Origin of the sequence: Thermodesulfatator indicus DSM 15286 (genome assembly GCF_000217795.1) — a bacterium.
In the GTDB taxonomy this organism is placed as follows: domain Bacteria; phylum Desulfobacterota; class Thermodesulfobacteria; order Thermodesulfobacteriales; family Thermodesulfatatoraceae; genus Thermodesulfatator; species Thermodesulfatator indicus.
The window spans coordinates 275,088-297,465 of sequence record NC_015681.1; the positions used below are offsets into that span (position 1 = coordinate 275,088).

16 protein-coding genes and 1 tRNA gene are annotated in these 22,378 nt (G+C 43.1%); 4 read left to right on the top strand and 13 right to left on the bottom strand.

Going from position 1 to position 22,378, the window contains the following annotated elements; translation table 11 throughout:
* Positions 1-19 precede the first annotated feature (19 nt).
* Positions 20-754 (top strand): lysophospholipid acyltransferase family protein, encoded by a 735-nt coding sequence (locus THEIN_RS01320; RefSeq protein WP_013906891.1) that lies wholly within the window; start codon positions 20-22, stop codon positions 752-754.
* Here THEIN_RS01320 and THEIN_RS01325 read toward each other — a convergent pair.
* From THEIN_RS01325 to THEIN_RS01350, 6 genes are all read right to left on the bottom strand, one after another.
* Positions 740-1,645 (bottom strand): D-alanine--D-alanine ligase family protein, encoded by a 906-nt coding sequence (locus tag THEIN_RS01325; RefSeq protein WP_013906892.1) that lies wholly within the window; start codon positions 1,643-1,645, stop codon positions 740-742. The genes THEIN_RS01320 and THEIN_RS01325 overlap by 15 nt on opposite strands.
* Entirely contained in the window at positions 1,635-2,192 is a 558-nt protein-coding gene (locus THEIN_RS01330; RefSeq protein ID WP_013906893.1) for an HD domain-containing protein, read from the bottom strand. Before THEIN_RS01330 ends, THEIN_RS01325 begins: the two co-directional genes overlap by 11 nt.
* Positions 2,193-2,373: 181 nt before the next feature.
* The gene (locus tag THEIN_RS01335) at positions 2,374-3,351 is read right to left on the bottom strand and encodes a 2-hydroxyacid dehydrogenase (RefSeq protein ID WP_013906894.1); all 978 of its coding nucleotides are present in this window, start codon (positions 3,349-3,351) and stop codon (positions 2,374-2,376) included.
* Entirely contained in the window at positions 3,332-3,994 is a 663-nt protein-coding gene (gene ispD / locus THEIN_RS01340; protein WP_052299024.1) for a 2-C-methyl-D-erythritol 4-phosphate cytidylyltransferase, read from the bottom strand. The genes THEIN_RS01335 and ispD overlap by 20 nt, the downstream gene beginning before the upstream one ends.
* A gap of 1 nt (position 3,995) precedes the next feature.
* Positions 3,996-4,673 (bottom strand): endonuclease V, encoded by a 678-nt coding sequence (locus THEIN_RS01345; protein WP_013906896.1) that lies wholly within the window; start codon positions 4,671-4,673, stop codon positions 3,996-3,998.
* Positions 4,649-6,064, bottom strand: a complete 1,416-nt coding sequence (locus THEIN_RS01350) for a UDP-N-acetylmuramate--L-alanine ligase (RefSeq protein WP_013906897.1) — start codon at positions 6,062-6,064, stop codon at positions 4,649-4,651. The genes THEIN_RS01345 and THEIN_RS01350 overlap by 25 nt, the downstream gene beginning before the upstream one ends.
* A 120-nt stretch (positions 6,065-6,184) precedes the next feature.
* Here THEIN_RS01350 and THEIN_RS01355 point away from each other — a divergent pair.
* The 3 genes from THEIN_RS01355 (at position 6,185) to THEIN_RS01365 (ending at position 10,201) form a co-directional block, all read left to right on the top strand.
* Positions 6,185-6,261: transfer RNA gene (locus THEIN_RS01355), tRNA-Pro, on the top strand.
* A 20-nt stretch (positions 6,262-6,281) separates the two neighbouring features.
* Positions 6,282-9,830, top strand: coding sequence for a YhdP family protein (locus tag THEIN_RS01360; RefSeq protein ID WP_013906898.1), 3,549 nt, complete (start codon positions 6,282-6,284; stop codon positions 9,828-9,830).
* A gap of 2 nt (positions 9,831-9,832) precedes the next feature.
* Positions 9,833-10,201 carry a DNA polymerase ligase N-terminal domain-containing protein gene (locus tag THEIN_RS01365; RefSeq protein ID WP_013906899.1) on the top strand — a complete coding sequence of 123 codons (369 nt, stop codon included), beginning with the start codon at positions 9,833-9,835 and terminating at the stop codon, positions 10,199-10,201.
* On the opposite strand, the gene THEIN_RS01370 is transcribed toward THEIN_RS01365, so the two are convergent.
* From THEIN_RS01370 to rplA, 7 genes are all read right to left on the bottom strand, one after another.
* Positions 10,198-10,962: a MinD/ParA family protein gene (locus THEIN_RS01370; RefSeq protein ID WP_013906900.1), complete on the bottom strand. Its 765-nt coding sequence runs from the start codon at positions 10,960-10,962 to the stop codon at positions 10,198-10,200. The two genes, THEIN_RS01365 and THEIN_RS01370, sit on opposite strands and share 4 nt — an antisense overlap.
* A complete protein-coding gene (locus THEIN_RS01375; RefSeq protein WP_013906901.1) occupies positions 10,952-11,656 on the bottom strand; it encodes a GGDEF domain-containing protein in 705 nt (234 codons plus the stop codon). Before THEIN_RS01375 ends, THEIN_RS01370 begins: the two co-directional genes overlap by 11 nt.
* Before the next feature lie 525 nt (positions 11,657-12,181).
* The gene (gene rpoC / locus THEIN_RS01380; protein ID WP_013906902.1) at positions 12,182-16,285 is read right to left on the bottom strand and encodes a DNA-directed RNA polymerase subunit beta'; all 4,104 of its coding nucleotides are present in this window, start codon (positions 16,283-16,285) and stop codon (positions 12,182-12,184) included.
* Positions 16,286-16,346: 61 nt separating this feature from the next.
* Positions 16,347-20,438, bottom strand: a complete 4,092-nt coding sequence (gene rpoB / locus THEIN_RS01385; protein ID WP_013906903.1) for a DNA-directed RNA polymerase subunit beta — start codon at positions 20,436-20,438, stop codon at positions 16,347-16,349.
* A 97-nt stretch (positions 20,439-20,535) separates the two neighbouring features.
* Complete coding sequence (rplL, locus tag THEIN_RS01390; RefSeq protein ID WP_013906904.1) at positions 20,536-20,925, bottom strand: 50S ribosomal protein L7/L12; 390 nt, start codon at positions 20,923-20,925, stop codon at positions 20,536-20,538.
* Positions 20,926-20,951: 26 nt separating this feature from the next.
* Entirely contained in the window at positions 20,952-21,482 is a 531-nt protein-coding gene (gene rplJ, locus THEIN_RS01395) for a 50S ribosomal protein L10 (RefSeq protein ID WP_013906905.1), read from the bottom strand.
* A gap of 177 nt (positions 21,483-21,659) precedes the next feature.
* Complete coding sequence (gene rplA / locus THEIN_RS01400; protein ID WP_013906906.1) at positions 21,660-22,376, bottom strand: 50S ribosomal protein L1; 717 nt, start codon at positions 22,374-22,376, stop codon at positions 21,660-21,662.
* Positions 22,377-22,378: the final 2 nt, after the last annotated feature.

Sequence of the window (22,378 nt, forward strand, 5' to 3'; positions counted from 1 at the left end):
TTACAAGCCGAGGAGCAAAATGAAGTTTTTAAAAACTTGCGAAATCATTATAAGAAATTTCTTCTTTGGCCTCTATCTTCTAATAACCGTCCCTACGCTGGGTACTATAATTATTCTCCTTTCCGTTACCCCCTGGGAACGAATAATTCCCAGGATTCAACATTTCTGGCTTAGCAACATGGTGCGCATTGCGGGCGTTAAACTTGAAGTAAGAGGGCTTGAGCATATCAAGCCAGATCAAAATTACGTCTTTGCCGCCAACCACCAGAGCCAGTTTGATATTCCTGTAATAGGCACCGTATTGCCGCACCGCATTTCCTGGCTGGCCAAAAAAAGCCTTTTCAAGATACCCTTTTTTGGCTGGGGGTTGGCCGCGGCTGGCTGTGTACCTATTGACCGGGAAAACCCACGCAAAGGCCTGGAAAGCCTTATGAAAGCTGTAGAAAAAATCAAAAAAGGCTTTTCTGTGCTTATCTTCCCTGAAGGAACCAGAAGCCCTGACGGTAAACTTCAGGAGTTTAAGGTAGGCGGGTTTATTCTGGCCATAAAAAGCGGCTTACCCCTTGTCCCCATAGCCGTGTGTGGCACACGCCATGTTATGCCTAAAGGAAAACTTTATGTTAAACCAGGGCTTGTAAGGGTAAAAATATTCCCTCCTATTCCTACTCAAGGCCTTACTTTAAGAGACAAACATAAATTGGCCGAACTCGTTAAACTCCGCCTAGAAGACGGCTTAAAATCAGGCTGCCGTTAATGCTAAGTCAAGAAGCTTTTGCACTAAATCCTCAAAAGGATACCCGGCCACTTTAGCCGCCAAAGGCAAAAGGCTTGTTTCGGTCATACCAGGAATGGTATTGGTCTCAAGAACATAAAGCCTCTCTCCTACTAAGATAAAATCTGTACGGCTGTAATGCCTGAGTCTTAAAGCCTGGTGAGCAGCAAGGGCCGCCCTCTGTGCTTCTCTGGCTATTTCTTCCGGGATAGGAGCCGGGCAGAGCTCCTGCGTAACACCTGGGGTATATTTGGCCTGGTAATCAAAAAAGGTATGCCCTTCTCCAGGTATAATTTCAACTACCGGCAGAGCTTCTTCTCCAAGAATACCCACGGTAAGCTCACGACCTTCCAGATACTCTTCAACCAAGACTCTCTCTTCCAAAGCAAAAGCCGCTTCTAGGGCAGAGTCTAATTCATCGGGAGTTCTGACTATGGAGATCCCCACACTTGAACCTTGCGAGACCGGCTTAACTACTAACGGAAAAAAATTTATCTGGGGCAAGGGTTTGTTTTTTTCTAAAACCAGACCTTTGGGCACCAGAAGGCCTGCCTCTTGGTAAAGGATTTTACTAAGGGCTTTATCCATAGCCAGGGCGCTTCCCAAAACCCCTGCCCCTTGGTAAGAAAGCCCAAGCGAATCGAGAAAACCCTGAATAGTTCCGTCTTCACCTCCAGGGCCGTGAAGCACAAGAAAAGCCACGTTATAATTTTTAGTTTCCTGGGCTAACAAGGGAAGGTCTTTGGCCGGGTCAAAAATTTTAAATTGATGCCCTAATTTTTTTAAGGCCGCGGCCACGGCCTGGCCACCTTTTAAAGAAACTTCTCTTTCAGCCGATTTTCCACCGCAAAGAAGGGCTACTTTAAGCATCATTTAGTTCCTCAAGTCTCTCTGGATTAAAGGGCAATTTTTTGAAAAGTCTTCTTTCAAGAAGCTTACAAAGTGATTCCATATGTTCAATTTTTATAAGAGAATGTACCGTTTTACCATAACGCACTTTTAAATCTCTAAAACGCTCTTTTAGGGAAACGATCTCAGTGTGTTTTACTCTTTTATCCGCGTAAAAAACCACTTCTTCTTCACGAATAGGCGCACCTGGAGGCCCAGGTTTTAAAAACACATGCTGCCCAACAATCCTTGCCACTTCAGGATAGCCTAATTGTTCAAGAAGTTTTTGCCCTGAAAGGGCATGATCTTCTCCGCTTTTTAGCGAAAGATGCTTGGTAACATCATGAAGAAGGGCTGCGGCCTCAATTAAAGCTAAATCAAGATCTTCATCCACTCTGTTTAGCTCTCGGGCTAAATAAAGCGCCACTTTGGTAACCACCTCACAGTGTTTGACAATATGAGGGGGAACCTGATTTTCGCCAAGAATTTCATAGCATCTTTCGCGATTGGGTATCCTTAAAGCGTCCGCCATTTCTTATTAATCCGAACGTTTTTTATCATCACAGGCATAATCGGCCACGGAAATAACCCTATTAAGTCACTGTGAGGCCTCGTTAGAGGCCGAAACAGTCCTTGCCCTGAGCGCAGCAAAGGGATCTCCGAGATCGCCACGGCGACTGCGTCGCCTCGCGATGACAGAGAGAAGGCTAAACTCAGATTTCATTTTTAAGCTTTGCCTGGGGATTCTTTTGCCATTCTAAAATATTTTCTACGGTAGTTTCTTCTATGTTTTTTACAGCCTCTCGCGTAAGAAAGGCCTGATGCCCGGTTAACACTACATTGGCCAACCCCAAAAGCTGGGCAAGATAAGGGTCTTTTATACCTTCTTTTTGGTGGTTTTTAAAAAAGAGGCCCCGTTCATATTCATACACATCAAGGGCTGCGCCGCCAAGTTTTCCAGACTTTAAGGCCTCAAGCAAGGCCTTGGTATCTATAAGACCTCCTCGCGCCGTGTTAACCAAAATAGCCCCGGGTTTCATCCGCTTAAAAGTCTCTTCATTAAACATATGAAAATTTTCTCGCGTAAGAGGACAATGAATAGAAATGATATCAGCCTGAGTGATAAGGGTATCCAAATCAACATTTTCTACTATTTCCGGCTGAATGTATGGATCATAGCCTAAAACTTTGCAACCAAACGCTTTTAAGCGGGTAGCTACCAGGCGACCTATTTTCCCTAGCCCAATTACACCAGCAACTTTGCCATTTAAATCAAAGCCCATAAGACCATCGAGATCAAAATCTCCCAGGCGCACTTTATCATGGGCCCGGTGAAGACGACGAATAAGAGCAAGCATTATAGCTAAAGTATGGTCAGCGATAGCGTGGGGAGAATAGGCTGGCACATTAACTACTTTTATACCCAGGCGTTTTGCGGTCTCAATATCTATGTGATCATAGCCAGCACTACGAAGGGCCAAAAGGCCCACTCCGTAAGAATGTAGCGCTTCAAGTACGGGACCATCAGCTTTGTCCGAAACAAACAAGCTTACTACCTGGGCTCCTTTAGCCTTTTCCACCGTGGTTTCGTCTAAAAAGTCAGGCGTCATTTCTACGTCCCAGTCAGAAGGTAAAATAGGCCCTAAAAATTCCTCTTCATACGGGTGCATACTAAAAAAAATTACTTTCATAATGGCCTCCATTTAAGTTTCTTTCTAACAAACATTTAGCTAGTTCAAAGTCTTCTTTGGTAGTTATTTTAAAATTTAAAGGCGAAGACGGAACTACATAAACCTCTATACCCGCCGCCTCAAAGAGGGCTGCCTCATCAGTAAAAACTAGATTTCTTTCCTGAGAGTAAGTTAAAGCCCTTTTAAATAAGAAATACTGTGCTCCTTGTGGAGTGTGAGCCAAAAAAATTCTTTCTCTAGGAAGAGTTCTTACAACCCTTTTTTCTTCAACTTCTTTTACGGTATCCCTGGCAGGCAAAGCGGCCAGGGCCGCTCCCTTTTCTTTTATTTTAGAAATGACCTGCCTTGTTAATTCTGGCGTAATAAAAGGCCGGCACGCATCGTGGACCAGGACTATCTCTGTGTCTTCTGGAAGAAGAGAAAAACCATTAGCTACTGAGGCCTGCCTGGTTTCACCGCCAGAGGCTAGCAGATAAGGCTTGCTAAAACCGTTTAAAAGATCTTTAAGTGTTTCTTTCCATTCAGAGAGCACAGGAACGACCAGCAGGTCTATTTCGTCAACCTGTTCAAAAACAGAAAGGGTATGGGCTATAAGGGGTTTTCCCGCAATTTCTAAAAATTGCTTGGGGATTTTTTCCCCCACTCTACTGCCTATCCCCCCAGCCGGAATTATTACGGCATTCACCACGCAACCTCTGGGTCAATAGATGGGCCTTACGCAACGGCTCTGGAATACGATAACCAGAAAGACTGGCCTTGACCACCTTTAAGGCACTTTCAAGATCAATTAAATGCCCGGGAGATACAAAAACCGGCTTAACTCCTTTTCGCGTGCGTAAAACAACACCCTTAACCTGGCCATTTATAAAAATGGGACAAAAGGCACCAGGCTTGTCCTCGGGAAGCTCAAACTCACCTATTAAAGGTTTTTTGGCTACGCCAATCGTTGGTATGTTAAGTTCGAGCCCTAAATGTGAAGCTAACCCCAAACCCCTGGGATGTAAAATACCCTGCCCATCAACTAGCAAAACTTCTGGTTTTATCTTCAATTTGGCAAAGGCCTTTTTCAAAACCGGTACTTCTCTGAAGGAAAGAAAACCTGGAATGTAAGGAAAAGTTACTTTTTCCACCGCGTAGGTCTCTTCTATCACTTTTCCTTTTTCAAGATCATAAACTACTACAGCTCCAATAGCATAACCTGGCTCAATGTAAGAGACATCAGCTCCGCCTATTAAGCGCGGCAAGTGCGAAAGGGGAGCTAGTTTTATTTGCCGGGCTAGATTCTTTTGTAATGTTTTCAGGTCATCAAGTTTTCCTGGCAAAACTTTACCAACTCTTCAGGAATATTGGCCAAAGCGGCGTTTGACATGAAAAGAACAATATCACCAGGGCTTATCTCTTCTTTTAAGGCCTTCAAAAGCTCCGGATAATCGGCAATAACAGAGGCTGATGCCCCTAAAGAGGTAATTTCCTGAGCTAATTCTTTGAGGTTAAGCCTGTCCTCAGGCGGAACTTTTTCTATGTCAGCAGGCACCTTAATAAAAACCACGTCAGCTATTGAAAAAGCTATGGCATAATCTTTTTGAAAGATCTTGCGGCGACTGGTATTAGTGCGTGGTTCAAAAACGGCTATGAGTCTTCGGCCAGGCCAAGTTTCTTTTACCGCTTTAGTAGTGGCCGAAACCGCCGTTGGATGGTGGGCAAAGTCGTCAATAATGGTTACCGGTTCCTCTAACAAAATCTCCTGGCGCCGTTTGGTGCCGGGAAAATCAGCAAAGGTATTTTTTAAATTTTCTCTCCGAAAGCCAAGTCCTAAAAGCAATCCATAAACCCCTAAGGCATTTAAAGCGTTATGTTCACCAATCAAGGGAAGAAAAAATTTGTCTTCTTGTTGGTTAAAAGAAAAAGTTAGCCACTGCCCGGGAGGGGTTGAGGTAGGTTCTCTCTTAATTAGCTTTAGGTCTCCCTTTTTACCATAGGAAATTTTTGGCCCAGAAAAAAGAGCCGCAAGTTCCGAGGCACCCTCATCATCTGCCGCATAACTCAAAAATCCATTAGAGGGAATAACCGAAAGGAAATATCTAAAGCTTTCTTTTAAAGCAGAAAAATCAGGATAAATGTCAGCGTGGTCAAATTCAACGCTAGTTAAAATGGCCCCATAGGGCGCATAGTGGATAAACTTCGGCCGTTTATCAAAAAAAGCGCTGTCATATTCATCACCTTCAAGAACAGCAAAACGGCCTTGAGTGTAATTGAAGTTACGGAGGATATCTCGCCTTAGCCCTCCAATAAAATAAGTTGGGGCCTCACCGAGTTTTTCCAACACATAGGCTAATAGGGCCGAAGTAGTTGTCTTTCCGTGGGTTCCCGCTACGACCAGGCTTTTTTTTCGAGCAATAAAATAACCGTAAAGAGCTTCTGGAAGCGAAAGATAAAGAATTTTATTTTCAAGTACAAACTGGACTTCAGGGTTATCAACCCGGGCCACATTGCCTATAATAACCAGGTCTGGATCAAAATTTTTAATATTGGCCGGATTGAAACCTTGAAAGTAGGTAATACCCAGTTCGTTTAAAAGATCACTCATAGGGGGATAAACGGGGCCTTTTTCTGAACCAGAAACTTTAGCCCCAGCCTTTTTAAAAAGGCCCGCTAGGGCTCCCATCCCTACTCCACCAATTCCAATAAAATAAACTTTTTCAGGAAATTTCATGCCTAAACTTTATGGGGACAGGCAAAATTTGGCAAGTCTGTTCGCAGAATTTGCCTGTCCCTAAATTCATTTTTCAGGTTGCCAAGGTTATCTTTAGAGGATAAATTTTAAGAAGTTTTTCGGGGAGTGGCGCAGCCTGGCAGCGCACCTGCCTTGGGAGCAGGGGGTCGGCGGTTCAAATCCGTCCTCCCCGACCATTCTCTAAAAAGTATTCCCTATGAAAAAGCGACTTAAAACCTTAGCGCTCATTCTGAGCATCACCACTTTTGTTTTACTGATACTTTTGGCTTTTATCGTAGTTTTTCTCCCTTATCTGGTAAATCTCGAAGTGATTCGATCCCAGATAGCCAATAAGCTCTCTAAACAATTACACGCCAAAGTTTACTTAAAAGAAGTCAGAATTCGCCTAATACCTAGGCCTACAATCAAAACCAAAGAACTTGAAATAGAACACCAAAAATATTCATTTTACCTAAAAGAAGGGGATCTCATTCTCAAACTGGTTCCTCTTTTTCATAAAAGAATAGAAGTCGAAAAATGTCTCCTTAGCCAGCCAGTTTTTGTTAAGAAAAAAGGAAAAGGGCCACCTCCTGTAATTTCACCCCAAAAAATTTTTAAAATTACAGGAGAACTCTTACCCAAAATTCCTACCCTCACTGTCCAGATAAAACAAGGGGCCATTATATTTAGCTCAGCTAACCAAAAGGAAATCCTTTTTGATAAAATAGACGCTACCCTTTCTCTTCAGCCAGACTTTTTAGAATTTGAAGGCAAGGCTCTAAATCCGGCTTTAAAAAATTTAACGTTTTCTCTACGACTCTGGCCAAAGGAAGAATTAGCCGAAGGTTTACTTAGAGTAAAACATTTAGACTTGTCGCTTTTCCCTCTTTTAAATTCATATAGCTCTATAACACGTCTAAAAACCGATATAAATTTGGATTTATCTTATCGTTACGAAAATCAAAAATGGTTATTGGGATTCACGGCCTCAGCTCCTTGCTTTCTTAAAGAAGAACCTAATAACTTAATTTTTGATTGCGCCGCCCTGGTTGGCCAAGCCACTTATGGCTCTTCTGGTCTAAAAATAGAAATAAAAGACCTTGCCATGAAAAATCCCGCCCTATTTGCCTCGGGGTATTTTTTGCACGAAAACAAAAAAGCTGCTTTTGACTTCCACATCCGAGAAGGAGATTGGGGAGCTATCAGAAAAAGGCTTTTACTGCTTCTACCTGAAAACCGAGGCCTTAAAACTCTTTGCGAAATCGTAATAGACGGTAAGGCTAAAGATATTCACCTAAAAAGTGAAGCCCCAAACCTAAAGACCCTTTTCCATCTAGACAATTTTTCTTATGAAGGGACAGCTGAAAATGGTGTCATTCGAGTTCCTACCCTTAATTTGAGACTGGAAAATGTATCTGGCTGGGCTTCTTTAAAAAAGGCAATTCTTAAAGTAAAAAAAGGAGAAGGAGATTACCAGCAAACCCATCTTTCTAATGTTTCTTTAGAACTTAATTTAAGAAAATTAAAAGACAAAACATCGCCGCTCATTTTTGAAGCAGATTTCAAAACAAATTTCAACGACCTTAGAAAAATATTAGGCGCCTTGCCCTTACCGGCTAAAATAAACGAAGAGTTAAACAACTTAAATGGTACCGGAAAACTTTTCGGTCAAGTAAAAATCGGCGGCCTTTTAAAAAAGCCCATTGTTTCCTTTTCTTTTACGCCTGCTAATCTCTCATTGAAATATGCTCACTTTCCTTTACCAGCAGTTTTAAATGACGGGCTGGTCACTTATAAAGCCCATACCCTATCCGTAAAGGGAATAGAAATCTCATTCCCTAAAAGTAAGATTTTTACTTCTTTTTCGTTAAATATTTCTAAAAAACCTTATTTTTTTACTTTATCTGAGGCTAGAGGAACAATTTTTATACCTGAACTCAAAAAAATATTACATAGTTATCCCAAAGGAGAGGAAATACTAAATCGCTATCCTTTTGACGGCGAGTGGATAGACTTAATTTACGCCAGCTACAAAGGCCTTTTAGAAGAAAAATCACTTGTCCAAAACTTTTCTCTTAAAGCTCAAACAACAAACTTCAAAATATCGATGACCTATTTACCTGGACCCCTTTTCTTTAAAAGAGCCACGGTGATTTATGACAAATATAGCCTTGCTTTTGAAAATTCAGAAGCAAATCTTCTTGATGCTCATTTTTTGGGAGCAGGAGAAATAGATTTTAAGCCTTTAAGCTTATACCTAAGAGGTGAAGGGCAAAGTGGAAAAGATTTCATTTCTTGGATTTATAAAAAAGGAAAAATTCCTGATAAATTCTTTCCTGTAACGCCTATTAAAGCAAGTTCCCTAAAATTTAAAATGGCTCTTCCAAAAATTACTTTTAACGGACAATTAATAAACCATAAAAACGTTAAGGCCTCTTTTAATTTTGAAAAAGATAAAAACTATTGGAAAATCAAATCTATAATTTATCCCAGTGCTTCGTCTCCAATTAATATCCAAATAGAAAAAAATTATATGTGGAACATAGCTTTTAACGGGCATTTAACCCAAGATCAGATAAAACAGTTTTTCTTAAAAAATCCCTTTGTATTAAAAAAAATTTCCGGCGATTTTACCGCTAAAATCAATGCAAAAGAGTTAACTCGTAGTCAATTTACGGGAACCTTAAAGGTAAGCGGGTTTAAATGGCCAACTAAGCCTAATATCTGGATAGAAGAACTCGATGTCAAAGCTCGTAAGAAAAATGTAAAAATAAAACATCTGGAAGCAGATATCGGCGATACTACTATCGAAGCCAAAGGTAATTTATATTTTGACCCTAATTTTATAAACTTTGAAGGTAAAGTTTACTCTCCTTTCATTGTCCTTGACGATATTCTTTCTCTAAGAAAAAGAAATTCAAACAAAAATTCTAAAATTAAATTAGTAGGAACAGTAGATTTTGAAGTAGACTCGTTAGTTTACAAAAATTTTGAACTATCTCTCGTAACAGGAACTCTGTTTTATTATCCTGAAAAAATCCGTGTGGTAGTAAATCAAGCCAATTTATGTGGCATAAAATTCTGGGGAGACTATGAAAAGTCTTTAAAAGCACGAAAGTTAAAAGTTTTCTTCAAACGTCAAAATGGAGAACTGGCCAAAACATTATTTTGTCTTTTCCATCAGAAAAAATTTGAAGGCCCTTATAATCTCAAAGGAAATCTCTTAACTAGCGGTCATAAAGCCTTATTTGAGAAAAGTAGTGGTGAAATAAATTTTATCTCTAAAAAGGGAAGGATACATCAGTTTGGTCTTCTATCTAAGCTTCTAGCATTTTTAAGCCCTATAGATATATTTCAGGGAAATCTGCCCAATTTAGGAGAAGAAGGCTTGACCTACAATTTGTTAAAACTGGATGGTCGCTTTCAAAAAAAATATTTAGAGATTGAAAATCTCGAATTAAATGCCCCGGGGTTTCGTTTCTTCGCTACTGGAAAGATAGACATCTTGAATAAAAAAATAAACCTTACCGCTTTAGTCTCTCCCTTCAAAACTGTTGACACCGTAGTAAGCAATGTCCCATTAGTAGGCTGGGTGTTAACTGGGAAGTCAAAAATGATCGTAGGGGTACCGATTCGTATAAGTGGAAAACTTGAAGACCCTAGCATTATTCCCCTTGACCCTACTACCCTTGGATCTCACTTTTTAGGTATCGTAGGAAGAACATTTAAATTGCCATTTAAAATACTATTTCCGGGTAAAAAATAGCTATGCCTCGCTTTTCGGTACAGGAACACCATGCCAGCCATCTACATTGGGACCTGCGTCTTGAAAAAGACGGAGTCCTTAAATCTTGGGCTATACCCAAAGGCCCTCCCCTTGAACCAGGTGTAAGACGGCTTGCCATTCAAACAGAAGATCATCCCCTTGATTACATTTATTTTGAAGGCATAATCCCGCCAGGATATTACGGAGCAGGCGTAGTAAAGCTTTGGGATAAAGGCGAATATGACATTGAAAAATGGGAAGACGAAAAAATTGTGGTCAATTTTCACGGCGAAAAATTAAAAGGCCGCTACACCCTTCTTCGTTTACGAGACAAAAATTGGCTTATATTTAAAAATAAAAGACAAGATTAAGATTTAGAAAGCAAAGAATTTTCCGTCTTTTGAGGGATTATCCCCTTAATTTTACCTGCTATTTCTAAAATGGCTTTAGCGGCTTTTGTCTCCCGATTATAAGCTAGTAAAGGTTTTTGGAGACGAATACTTTGCGTGAGGGCAGGATCTTTAGGTATAGAGCCTAAAAACAAAGGGTTGGCCCCCAAATAATGATCAATAACCTTTTTAAGGTGTAGAAAATATTGTTCTCCTTCCTGTTGAGAAGCCTGATTAGCCACCAATAAAAAGTTTTTTTGACCGTAATCTCGAAAAAGGACCTTTATAAGGGCATAGGCATCGGTAATAGAAGTAGGTTCAGGGGTAAAAACCACTATAGTATAGCTAGCCAGACAATTAAACCAGAGAACTGCCGGAGAAATGCCAGCTCCAGTATCAAAAAGTAATAAATCATAGCTAGAAGAAAGCTCATGAAACCCTAATTCCAGAATACCTTTCATATCCGAATCAGGTTGTACTAACTCCACTACCCCAGAAGCTGCCGGAAGGACATGGAAACCGTATCCCCCTTCCACTACAGCCTCTTTAAGGGAACGGCCTTCTAGGAGGACATGCTTTACAGTAACTTTAGGCGCCAGAGAAAGCATTATGTCTACGTTAGCCAGACCAAGATCAGCATCCACCAACAAAACTTTATATTCTGGACTCAACGCCAGAGCCAGATTAACAGCCAGAGAAGTCTTACCTACTCCTCCTTTACCGCTTGTTATACTAATCATCATATTGCCACACTCCTTTTAAAGCTTCCCTTTCTTCGTAGGTGATACCATCCTGTTCGGTAGAAAGAATTTGCTCTTCTTGGTCAGTCACGATACAGTTACGTCCAGCTTCTTTGGCCTGATAAAGAAGCTTATCAACTTTGGCCAAAAATTCTTCGGCAGAAAGCCCTGAAAGAGGTCTGTAAGTTCCTACTCCCATACTAGCCGTTATATGGAAAGGTTTATCTTTAGGGCCAAAGAGGGCCTCGTTTATACTGCGTTTAAGACGTTTGGCTACCGCAAAAGCCCCCTCACTCCCTGTAGTTGGGAGAATAACAGCAAATTCCTCACCACCATAACGAGCCGGGATATCTATTTTGCGGATATTCTTCTTTATTATTTCGGCGACTTTTCTAAGTACTTCGTCACCGACAAGATGGCCATATTGGTCATTTACCTTTTTAAAGTGATCAAGATCCATAAGAATTAACGAGAAAACACTTCTATCTCGCTTGGCCTTCTCAACATTAATTTCCAGCTCTTTTTCAAAAAAACGACGATTATAAAGACCCGTCAAAAAATCAATAGAAGCCTGGGCATGGAGTTCCTCACAGAGACTACACAGCTCTTTTATCATCTGGTTGGTTTTGGGGTCTATTTTGTGGCCGTTTTGGGCCAAAAATTCCTTTATTTGTTTTAAACGTCCTTCTATATCCATAAATGCCTCTAAAAATTTTTCGGAAAGCGGGTAAAAAACTAAAATAAAAATTAATTATTAGCTACTTTTTGAGGAAAAATCTAAAAGTAGAAGCGTATTTATTTGAGACCTTTGCAAAAACTCTAAAAAAACAGAGATTGCTTCGGCTGCTAACGCACCATACAATGACTCGTTTCCGGTCTTACGGTGAGCCTTTACCTCCGTTGTCATTGCAAGCACTTACCATATTTGTTACGGTGAGGAGCCGTAGGCGACGAAGCAGTCTCTGCGCCAATAGCTATCTGCCATCGGCCATCAGCCATTTAGTCGCTGCGACCCCGTACGGACGAAGCAGTCTTTCAATACAAAGTTCTTTACTTTGACTTTCTTTTACTCTCACGGGATTTACAAAAATAAAGCTTTTTAAGGTTTATGCTTATAGCTTTTAAAACTCTAAGCCCGGGGAAGATAAATTTGAACTCGGGGCTATTGAACAAAAAAGGCGGCCTAAAGGCCGCCTTTTAAAGCTAGTCTCAAATTACATAGTTAAGCAGTCAATTCAGATAGACCAGAAGGCGATTTTTTGGCTCTTTGTTCTTCTTTCATGTCGTAATAAACACGACCGGTTCCCGCAGGAATTAAGCGTCCAATAATGATATTTTCCTTCAAGCCCCGTAGATAATCCACCTTGCCGGCCAGAGAGGCTTCGGTAAGCACCTTGGTGGTTTCCTGGAAAGAAGCTGCCGCGAGAAAGCTTTCCACCGCCAGCGAGGCCTTGGTAATTCCTAAAATCAAAGGCTCAGCTACAGCCGGACGCCCTCCCATAGCCAGCACACGTTCGTTTTCTTCCTGGAAGCGGGTCTTATCCACCAGCTCACCCAGCATGAAGTTGGTATCACCTACTTCGCGAATCTTAACCTTCTTGAGCATCTGGCGCACAATAACTTCAAAGTGCTTGTCATTAATGCGCACACCCTGAAGACGATAAACTTCCTGAATCTCTTCTACCAGAAAGCGCGCGAGCCCCTTTACGCCTTTAACTCGCAAAATATCGTGCGGGTTAGGAGAACCTTCAATCAAGGGCTCACCTGCCCTAACATAATCCCCCTCGTGAACGGCAATGTGCTTGCCTTTAGGGATTAAGTATTCTTTAGGATCACCTACTTCAGGCTGGATGATAAGCTTTCTTTTACCTTTAATTTCCTTATCAAAATGGACTATACCGTCAATTTCACTGATAATGGCAAATTCTTTAGGTTTGCGGGCTTCAAAAAGCTCCGCCACTCTTGGCAGACCACCGGTAATATCTTTAGTCTTGGTGGTCTCACGAGGGATCTTAGCGATAATATCTCCGGCCTTAACCTCATCGCCCTCGTTAACCGTAAGAATGGCACCTACAGGCAGAAGATAACGAGCATGACCCTTGCCAGGAATTTTAACGGTGCGCCCGCGTTCGTCTTTAATAGAGATACGTGGGCGATAGTCCGTATGTTTGTATTCCCTCACTATGATACTTACCTTACCGGTAATCGGGTCAGTCCTTTCGTCAACAGTAACACCTTCTATGATGTCTCCAAACTTAACTCGCCCGGAAACTTCCGTAATAATGGGAATAGTAAAGGGATCCCATTCAACTAGAAGGTCTCCGGGATTTACCTTCTGGCCTTCTTCTACAAGAATGCGAGCTCCATAAACCACCGGATAACGCTCTTTTTCGCGGCCGTCAGGAGTTATGATAGCAATCTCGCCCTGACGATTCATAGCCACCAGATAGCCCCTGTCAGTCCTAACTGTACGCAAATTGATAAACTTAACTATACCCTGGCTTTGAGCCCGGTGTTCCGACTGCTCAGCTGCCCGACTAGCCGTACCACCAATGTGGAAAGTACGCATGGTAAGCTGGGTTCCCGGCTCACCAATTGACTGCGCCGCTATAACACCTACCGCTTCACCTATTTCCACTAAACGACCAGTTGCAAGATCTCGGCCATAACACTTGGCACACACACCATATTTGCTCTGGCAGGTAAGCACTGAACGAATGGTTACTTTTTCAATACCTGCCTCTCGGAGTTTTTCCGCAGCTTTTTCGTCGATCTCTTCATTGGCACGAATAAGTATTTCACCGGTAACAGGATCTTCTACATCTTCCAGAGCCACACGGCCAAGCACACGATCCCACACGGGCTCCATAATTTCACCACCTTCAATCAGGTGGCCCACTTCAATACCGTCAATGGTGTGACAGTCTTCTTCAGTAATGGTGCAATCTTGCGCCACATCCACCAGACGACGAGTAAGATAACCAGCGTTAGCCGTCTTAAGAGCCGTGTCTGCTAAACCTTTGCGCGCACCGTGAGTGGAAATAAAGTATTCAAGCACCGAAAGACCTTCACGGAAGTTGGATTTAATAGGCGTTTCAATAATCTCACCAGTAGGCTTGGCCATCAAACCACGCATACCAGCCAGCTGGCGAATCTGGTCTTTAGAACCACGAGCACCAGAGTAAGCCATGATGTAAAGAGGGTTTCCACTAGGCCCTTTTTTCTTTTTCTTCCCGTCCGGGCTGACATACTCTTTAGTTTCCATTTCTTTAATCATTTCTTCGGTAACCTGCTCTGTTACCGTAGCCCAGACGTCAACTACCTTGTTGTATCTTTCACCATCGGTGATAAGACCTTCCTGGTACTGTTCCCAGATTTCGCGGACTTTTTTCTCGGCCTCTTCAAGGAGCTGCTGCTTTTTAGCCGGAATCTGCATATTGTCTAAGCAAATAGAAAGGGCCGCTTTGGTGGCGAAGTAATAACCCATATCTTTCATTTTGTCGGCAAAGATAACTGTCTTTTTAGCCCCAGCCCGACGATAGGAAAGGTCAATTAATTGCTGCAAGGCCTTTTTAGCCAAAGGCTTGTTGTATTCTTCAAACTTGATTTCCTCAGGCACAATGGTGGAAAAAAGTACCCGCCCCACGGTGGTCTCTACCAGCTTGCCGTCCATGCGCACTTTGACTTTGGCCTGAAGATCAACCTCACCTTCTTCATAAGCAAGAATAGCCTCTTCTCTGTTGGCAAAAATACGGCCTTCTCCCCTAGCAAAAGGCCGTTCCTGAGTGATGTAAAAGATCCCAAGTACCATGTCCTGAGTGGGATAAACCACCGGAATACCACTTGCCGGAAGCAAAATGTTATTGGTGGAAAGGAGAAGCACCCGGCATTCAGTTTGGGCTTCAACGGAAAGAGGCAGATGAACGGCCATCTGGTCACCGTCAAAGTCAGCGTTATAAGCCACACACACCAGTGGATGAAGCTGTATGGCCTTAGAGTCGATAAGAATGGGCTCAAAGGCCTGAATACCAAGGCGGTGAAGAGTTGGAGCACGGTTTAGCATAATCGGATGTTCTTTTACGATTTCGTCAAGGGCATCCCAGACCAGGGGATCTTCTTTTTCCACCATCTTTTTAGCACTTTTAATGGTGGTTACGTGACCATTTTTCTCAAGCCAGTTATAGATAAAAGGCTTAAAAAGCTCTAAGGCCATCTTTTTAGGAAGCCCACACTGGTGCATCCTGAGCTCAGGCCCCACCACAATAACCGAACGCCCAGAGTAGTCCACCCGTTTACCAAGGAGGTTCTGCCGGAAACGGCCCTGCTTACCTTTGAGCATATCAGAAAGACTCTTAAGCGGCCTGCGATTTGGCCCTGTAACAGGCCGTCCACGGCGGCCGTTGTCAAATAAAGTGTCCACCGCTTCCTGGAGCATGCGCATCTCATTGCGCACAATGATGTCAGGAGCATCAAGGTCCATCAAGCGTTTGAGCCGATTATTGCGGTTGATAACCCGTCGATAAAGATCGTTCAAATCAGAGGTGGCGAAACGTCCGCCTTCAAGGGGCACAAGTGGCCTCAAATCCGGTGGGATTACAGGGATAACATCAAGTATCATCCATTCAGGTTTATTCCCAGACTCTTTAAGGGCTTCCACGATACGCAGACGTTTACCAAGCTTTTTGCGTTTAGCCTCACTGCGGGTCTTGGCCATCTCTTCCCGCAACTCTTTGGAAAGTTCCTCCAGGTTGAGATTCTGAAGTATAGTCTTTATAGCCTCAGCTCCAATGCCAATTTTGAACTTCGGCCCATGAGCCTGAAGAAGATTCTGATACTCTTCTTCATTTAAAACTTTGCCTACCGGAACCTCTGGAATTTCGCTTTCCGTAACCACAAAGCTTTCAAAATAAAGAACGCGCTCAAGTTCTTTTAAGGTCATATCAAGAAGGGCCCCGATTTTGCTAGGAATACTCCGAAGATACCAAATATGGGCCACCGGGGCTGCAAGACTTATATGCCCCATGCGTTCACGGCGCACTTTGCTTTGAATCACTTCAACACCACACTTTTCACAAATAACACCGCGGTGTTTCATGCGTTTATATTTTCCGCAGAGACACTCGTAGTCCTTAACAGGACCAAATATTTTGGCACAGAAAAGCCCGTCTCTTTCTGGTTTTAAAGTACGGTAGTTAATGGTTTCAGGTTTCTTGACTTCTCCGTGACTCCATTCAAGAATCTTTTCTGGAGAAGCAAGCCCAAGCCTTATCGCTTTGATATTCATGGGATCTTTTGGCTTGGAAAAATAGGAAAGGAGATCTTCCATATCTCTCACCCCTTAAAAAATTTTTTAGGTAGGTCCCTAAAAGGGACCTACCGGTGATTCGTTATTCTTCTTCAATCATCTCTACGTCAAGGCAAAGACCCTGGAGTTCTTTAACCAATACTTTGAAGCTTTCAGGAAGACCTGCTTCAAGGAAATTATTCCCTTTAACAATGCGCTCATACATACGGGTACGGCCAGTTACATCGTCACTTTTAACGGTAAGGAACTCCTGAAGGGCATAAGCTGCTCCGTAAGCCTCCATGGCCCAGACTTCCATCTCACCGAGACGCTGCCCACCAAACTGGGCCTTTCCACCAAGCGGCTGCTGGGTAATAAGGGAGTAAGGCCCGGTAGAACGAGCATGAATCTTGTCTTCCACCAGGTGATGAAGCTTTAGCATATACATATAACCCACTGTCACCGGCTCGCGGAAAGGTTCTCCTGACATACCATCGTAAAGCACTGTCTGACCAGTTTCAGAAAGGCCAGCTAGCTTAAGGAGCTTTTTGATTTGTGGCTCTTTAGCGCCATCAAATACTGGCGTAGCTACCGCCAAACCATCTTCAAAGGTAGCAGCAAAACGCAAGATGTCTTCATCGGTCTTATCTCTAAGAAACTCTTCAAGCTCTTCTGGCCCGAAAATTTCCGCCAGAAATTGCTTTACTGCTTCTACCTGATAGGCTTTAGCTAATTCGGCTATCTTTTTACCAACTTCCTTAGAAGCCCAGCCGAGATGTGTTTCAAGGATCTGCCCAATATTCATACGAGAAGGCACTCCCAGTGGAGAAAGTACCATGTCTACTGGAGTACCATCAGGGAGATAGGGCATATCCTCAATGGGTACCACCTTGGAAACCACACCTTTGTTTCCGTGACGACCAGCCATTTTATCTCCTGGCTGAAGCTTGCGCTTCATAGCCACATAAACTTTTACCACTTTAAGAACTCCAGGAGGCAACTCATCTCCCTTCTTCATACGATTGATGCGTTCTTCGATCTGTTTTCTAATTTGTGCTTCTTTGGCTTCGTAATCACGCAAAATATCTTCTACAACCGGATCCTTCTTACGGCCGCCAGCCAATTCACGGATCTTCATAAAAGGAACCTTGGCCAGAACTTCAGGTGTAATAGGCTCCCCTTTCTCTATAACTACCTCGCCTCTGACTTCTATAGTAGCCGCCGCCGTCTTTCCAGTGAGATGGCGCTCAAGACGCTTCAAAATACTCCGACGTAACACTTCTAAAAATTCTTCCTGATCTTTAAGAAGCCTTGCAATTTCACGGTCTTCTATTTCTTTGGCCCGAGCGTCTTTTTCAAGGCCTTTGCGCGTAAAGACTTTGGCGTCTATCACGATTCCTTCAATGCCAGGAGGCACCCTTAAAGAAGTGTCTTTTACATCACTTGCCTTTTCACCAAAAATGGCCCTGAGAAGCTTTTCTTCAGGTGAAAGCTGGGTCTCCCCCTTAGGAGTTACTTTACCAACCAGAATATCTCCTGGCTTTACATAGGCACCAACCTTAACAATACCGCTGGCATCAAGGCGTTCTAAGGCCTCTTCTCCTACGTTTGGAATATCACGGGTAATTTCTTCACGCCCAAGCTTAGTCTCCCGAGCGATACACTCAAATTCTTCTATATGAATAGAGGTAAAAACATCGTCACGTACCAGCCGTTCAGAAATAACAATGGAGTCTTCAAAGTTATAACCACGCCAGGGCATGAAAGCCACCAGGATGTTTTTCCCTAGAGCAATTTCACCCTGGCTGGTAGAAGGACCGTCAACCAAGACCTGGCCTTTTTTTATCCTCTGACCAGGTTGCACCACTGGCTTCTGAGTAAAGGTGGTATTTTGATTAGACTTGCGCCACTTAATAAGCTTATAGATCTTTACTTCTGGGATATCCCCGTTTTCAGTTTCGTAACGTACCACTAAACGAGTAGCATCAAGATCTTCAACCACACCGTCAGCCTCAGCAATAATGGTAAACCCGGAGTCACGCGCCACGTACTTTTCCATGCCGGTGCCTACCAGCGGAGCCTCGGTGCGAATTAATGGCACTGCCTGACGCTGCATGTTAGACCCCATGAGCGCACGGTTAGCGTCATCATGCTCAAGAAACGGGATCAAAGAAGAAGAAACACTGACTACCTGAACCGGCGTAAGATCAATGTAATTCACCGTTTCTTTGGGAGCCATTATGAAATCACCAGCCTTACGTGCCGGGACAAGCTCCTGGATAATATTTCCATCTTTGTCTATTTCTATAGTGGCCTGAGCGATAATGTTATCTCCCTCATCAAGGGCACTCATATAGACAACTTCGTTGGTTACCTTGCCATTTAGCACCTTGCGATACGGGGTCTCTATAAAGCCATAGCGATTTATCTTAGCATAGGTAGTAAGAGAGACGATAAGTCCGATATTAGGACCTTCTGGTGTCTCAATAGGACAAATACGGCCGTAATGGGTATGATGAACGTCTCGTACTTCAAAACCAGCCCGCTCTCTGGTAAGTCCACCAGGACCTAAGGCCGAAAGACGACGCTTGTGCGTCATCATGGAAAGTGGATTGGTCTGATCCATAAACTGAGAAAGCTGGCCTTGCCCGAAAAATTCTCTTAAAGCAGAGGTGACCGGTTTGGGGTTTATAAGATCATTAGGCATAAGGGCTTCTACATCCTGCAAAGTCATGCGCTCACGAATAGCCCGCTCCATACGCACTAAACCTACCCGCATCTGATTCTCAACAAGCTCTCCCACCGAACGCACCCGACGATTACCAAGATGGTCAATATCATCTACCGGGCCTTCAATTTCTTTAAGATAAATAAGATGCTTTAAAGTGGCTAAAATATCTTCTTTAGTAAGCACACGAACATTTATGGGAATATCAAGTCCCAAACGTTTGTTCATTTTATAACGGCCAACTTCTGAAAGGTCATACGTACTTGGATCGAAAAAGAGTGACTGGAAATAAGCTCTAGCTACTTCAAGGTTGGCCGGACTTGAAGGACGAAGACGGCGGTAAATCTCTATCAAGGCCTCTTCCTGCGTGTGAGCTTTGTCTAAAGTAAGGGTATCGCGTAAACAAGGTGTATGACGGTGAAGACTCATATAAAGACACTCTATCTCTTCAATGCCGGCTTCTCGCAATCTCTCAAGGGTTTCTTTATCAACTACCGCATTGCAAGAAATAATAACTTCGCCGGTGTTAGGGTCTATTACGTCTCTAGCCACCACCTTACCCAAGAATTCTTCCTCAGGTACAGGAATGGTCTCTAGACCGGCCTCTTGAATGCGTTTTAAAGCCGCCTTGGTAATCTTGCGTCCTTTCTTTAAAATGACTTCCCCTGTCTCAGGATGATAAATATCGAGAAGGGCCTTTTGCCCAAGCAATGTCTCAGGATTTACTATCTTTTCGATGCTATTGGGCTTAATAATGTATTTTTCGATTGGATAAAAAGTAGTAAGTATTTCTTCAGTAGATAATCCAAGAGCCTTTAAAAAGGTTGTTACCGGAAAGCGACGACGGCGATCTATGCGAACATAAAGATAATCACGGTGGTCAAACTCAAAATCAAGCCAGGAACCACGAGTGGGAATAACCCTTGCCGAATAAAGTACTTTACCACTGGCATGAGTTTTTCCCTTGTCATGATCAAAAAATATACCCGGAGAGCGCTGAAGTTGGTTAACTACTACTCTTTCCGTACCATTAATGATAAAAAGCCCATCTTCCGTCATTAAAGGTACAGTGCCAAAATAGATTTCCTGCTCTTTGATATCGCGAATACTTTTGTCACCTGTATCAGGATCTATGTCATAAGTAAGCAAGCGCACCCTAAGCCGCATGGGAGCTTCATAGGTAAGCCCCTTTTCACGGCATTCATCAGGTGTATATTTGGGAGGTAAAATAGAATAATCTACGAATTCAAGTTCACAGGTACCAGTGTAATCTACAATTGGAAAAACGCTTTTTAATGCCCCTTGAATACCACTTTCTTCTCTGGCTTCTGGAGCTACATCAGCTTGCAAAAAACGCTTGTAAGATTCTTTTTGAATGGCTATAAGATAGGGCACATCAAGGATAGGCTTAACACGACCAAAATTTTTACGTACACGGCCGGGAATAATGCTAAGATCTTCTGACATAGGCTTTCGCCTCCCTTAAGAAATGATAAAACGCAAGATGGGACCTTCCTCCTAACCGAGGACAGGTCCCTCTTTTAGCTATAAAAATACCTATTTTTTACTTAATTTCAACCTTTGCGCCAGCTTCCTCAAGACGTTTTTTGAGCTCTTCAGCCTCTTCTTTGGACACACCTTCTTTAACAGGCTTAGGTGCACTTTCAACCAGTTCTTTGGCTTCTTTAAGTCCAAGACCGGTGATAGCTCGAACTTCTTTAATAACCTGAATCTTGTTACCGGTAACTCCTGCAAGAATTACGTCAAATTCAGTCTTTTCTTCGGCTGGGGCTGCCTCGGCACCAGGAGCCGCACCAGGAGCCGCAGCCACTGCTGCTACCGGAGCCGCAGCAGACACACCAAACTTATCTTCAAGTTCTTTAATAAACTCTGCCAACTCCAAAACAGTCATATTACTGATAAATTCAATTACTTCTTCTTTTGTTACTGCCATTTTACATTCCTCCTTATTTCTAAAATTTAAGCCGCTTCTTCAGCCTTCTTTTCTTTAATGGCATTAAGGGCAAACAAGAAATTACGTGGCACCGCCGCCATAAGCTGTACAAACTGAGCCATAGGCGCTTGTAAGAGCCCAAGAAGCTGGGCCATAAGTACCTCGCGCGGTGGCACCTTGGCCAGCGCTTCAAGAGAAGCTGCCTCTAATGGCTTGCCACCAAGAACCCCTCCGCGATTAATCAAACTTTCGTGTTCCTTGGCAAACTCTACCAGAACTTTGGCCACTTCTACTGGGTCTTCGTAACAAATGGCTACTCCAGTAGGACCTTCAATAAATTCCTGCAAAGGCTCAGCAGGAGTCCCGCTGCTGGCCCTTCTCAATAGGGTATTTTTGACCACCTGATAACGTGCACCCTTTTCACGTAACTTTTTGCGAAGTTCATTGCTTTCTTCGGCAGTCATAGCACGGAAGGTGGTCACAAATACGGCAGGAACTTCTTCAAATTCTTTACGTAGCTTTTGAACTATTTCTTCTTTCTGTTTTCTAGTAAGCAATACTCTCTCCCCCCTTTCCTTTGACATTTAAATGTCAAAGGCAGAGGCCACCCATGGTCTAGGTAGGCCGGATCTGTTGATCCGATTAAACACCCTGGGTGTACCTACTGTCTTTGACTGGCCTTTCGGCCCGCGACCTCCCGGGGGACTCTACCGGGAAATCACAAAAATTAAAGGCTAGTCGCGCCCATACTTTTCAAGAAGGTCTTTTACTGCTGCAGGGTCTATTTTAATACCAGGACCCATAGTAGTAGAAAGGGTAATATTTTTTATATATTGCCCTTTAGCGCCAGAAGGTTTGGCCTTAATTATAGCATCAAAAAACGCTGCCAGATTTTCAAGAATCTTCTGAGGACCGAAAGAAACCTTACCTACCGGCGCATGAACCACTCCAGCTCTATCAACTTTAAAATCAACCTTTCCTGACTTAATCTCTTTAACTGCTTTAGCCACATCCCAGGTAACCGTCCCCGTTTTGGCGCTAGGCATCAAACCACGTGGACCAAGAATTTTACCAATACGGCCTACAAGCGGCATCATATCAGGAGTAGCTACAGCCTTATCAAAATCAAGCCAACCTTCCTGAACTTTCTTAACCAGGTCTTCAGCCCCTACATAATCTGCACCCGCAGCCTCAGCTTCTTTGGCCTTATCTCCCTTGGCAAAAACTGCTACACGCTGGGTTTTACCTGTACCGTGAGGCAAAACCACTGAACCACGGACCATCTGATCGGCATGGCGAGGGTCAACCCCTAAAACCACTGCTACATCAACACTTTCATCAAACTTGGCATAAGCATTTTCAAGGGCTAATTTAACCGCTTCTTCAAAGTCATATCTTTTAGAACGGTCTATTTTTGCCAAAGCATTTGCATACTTTTTTCCGCGTGCCATAA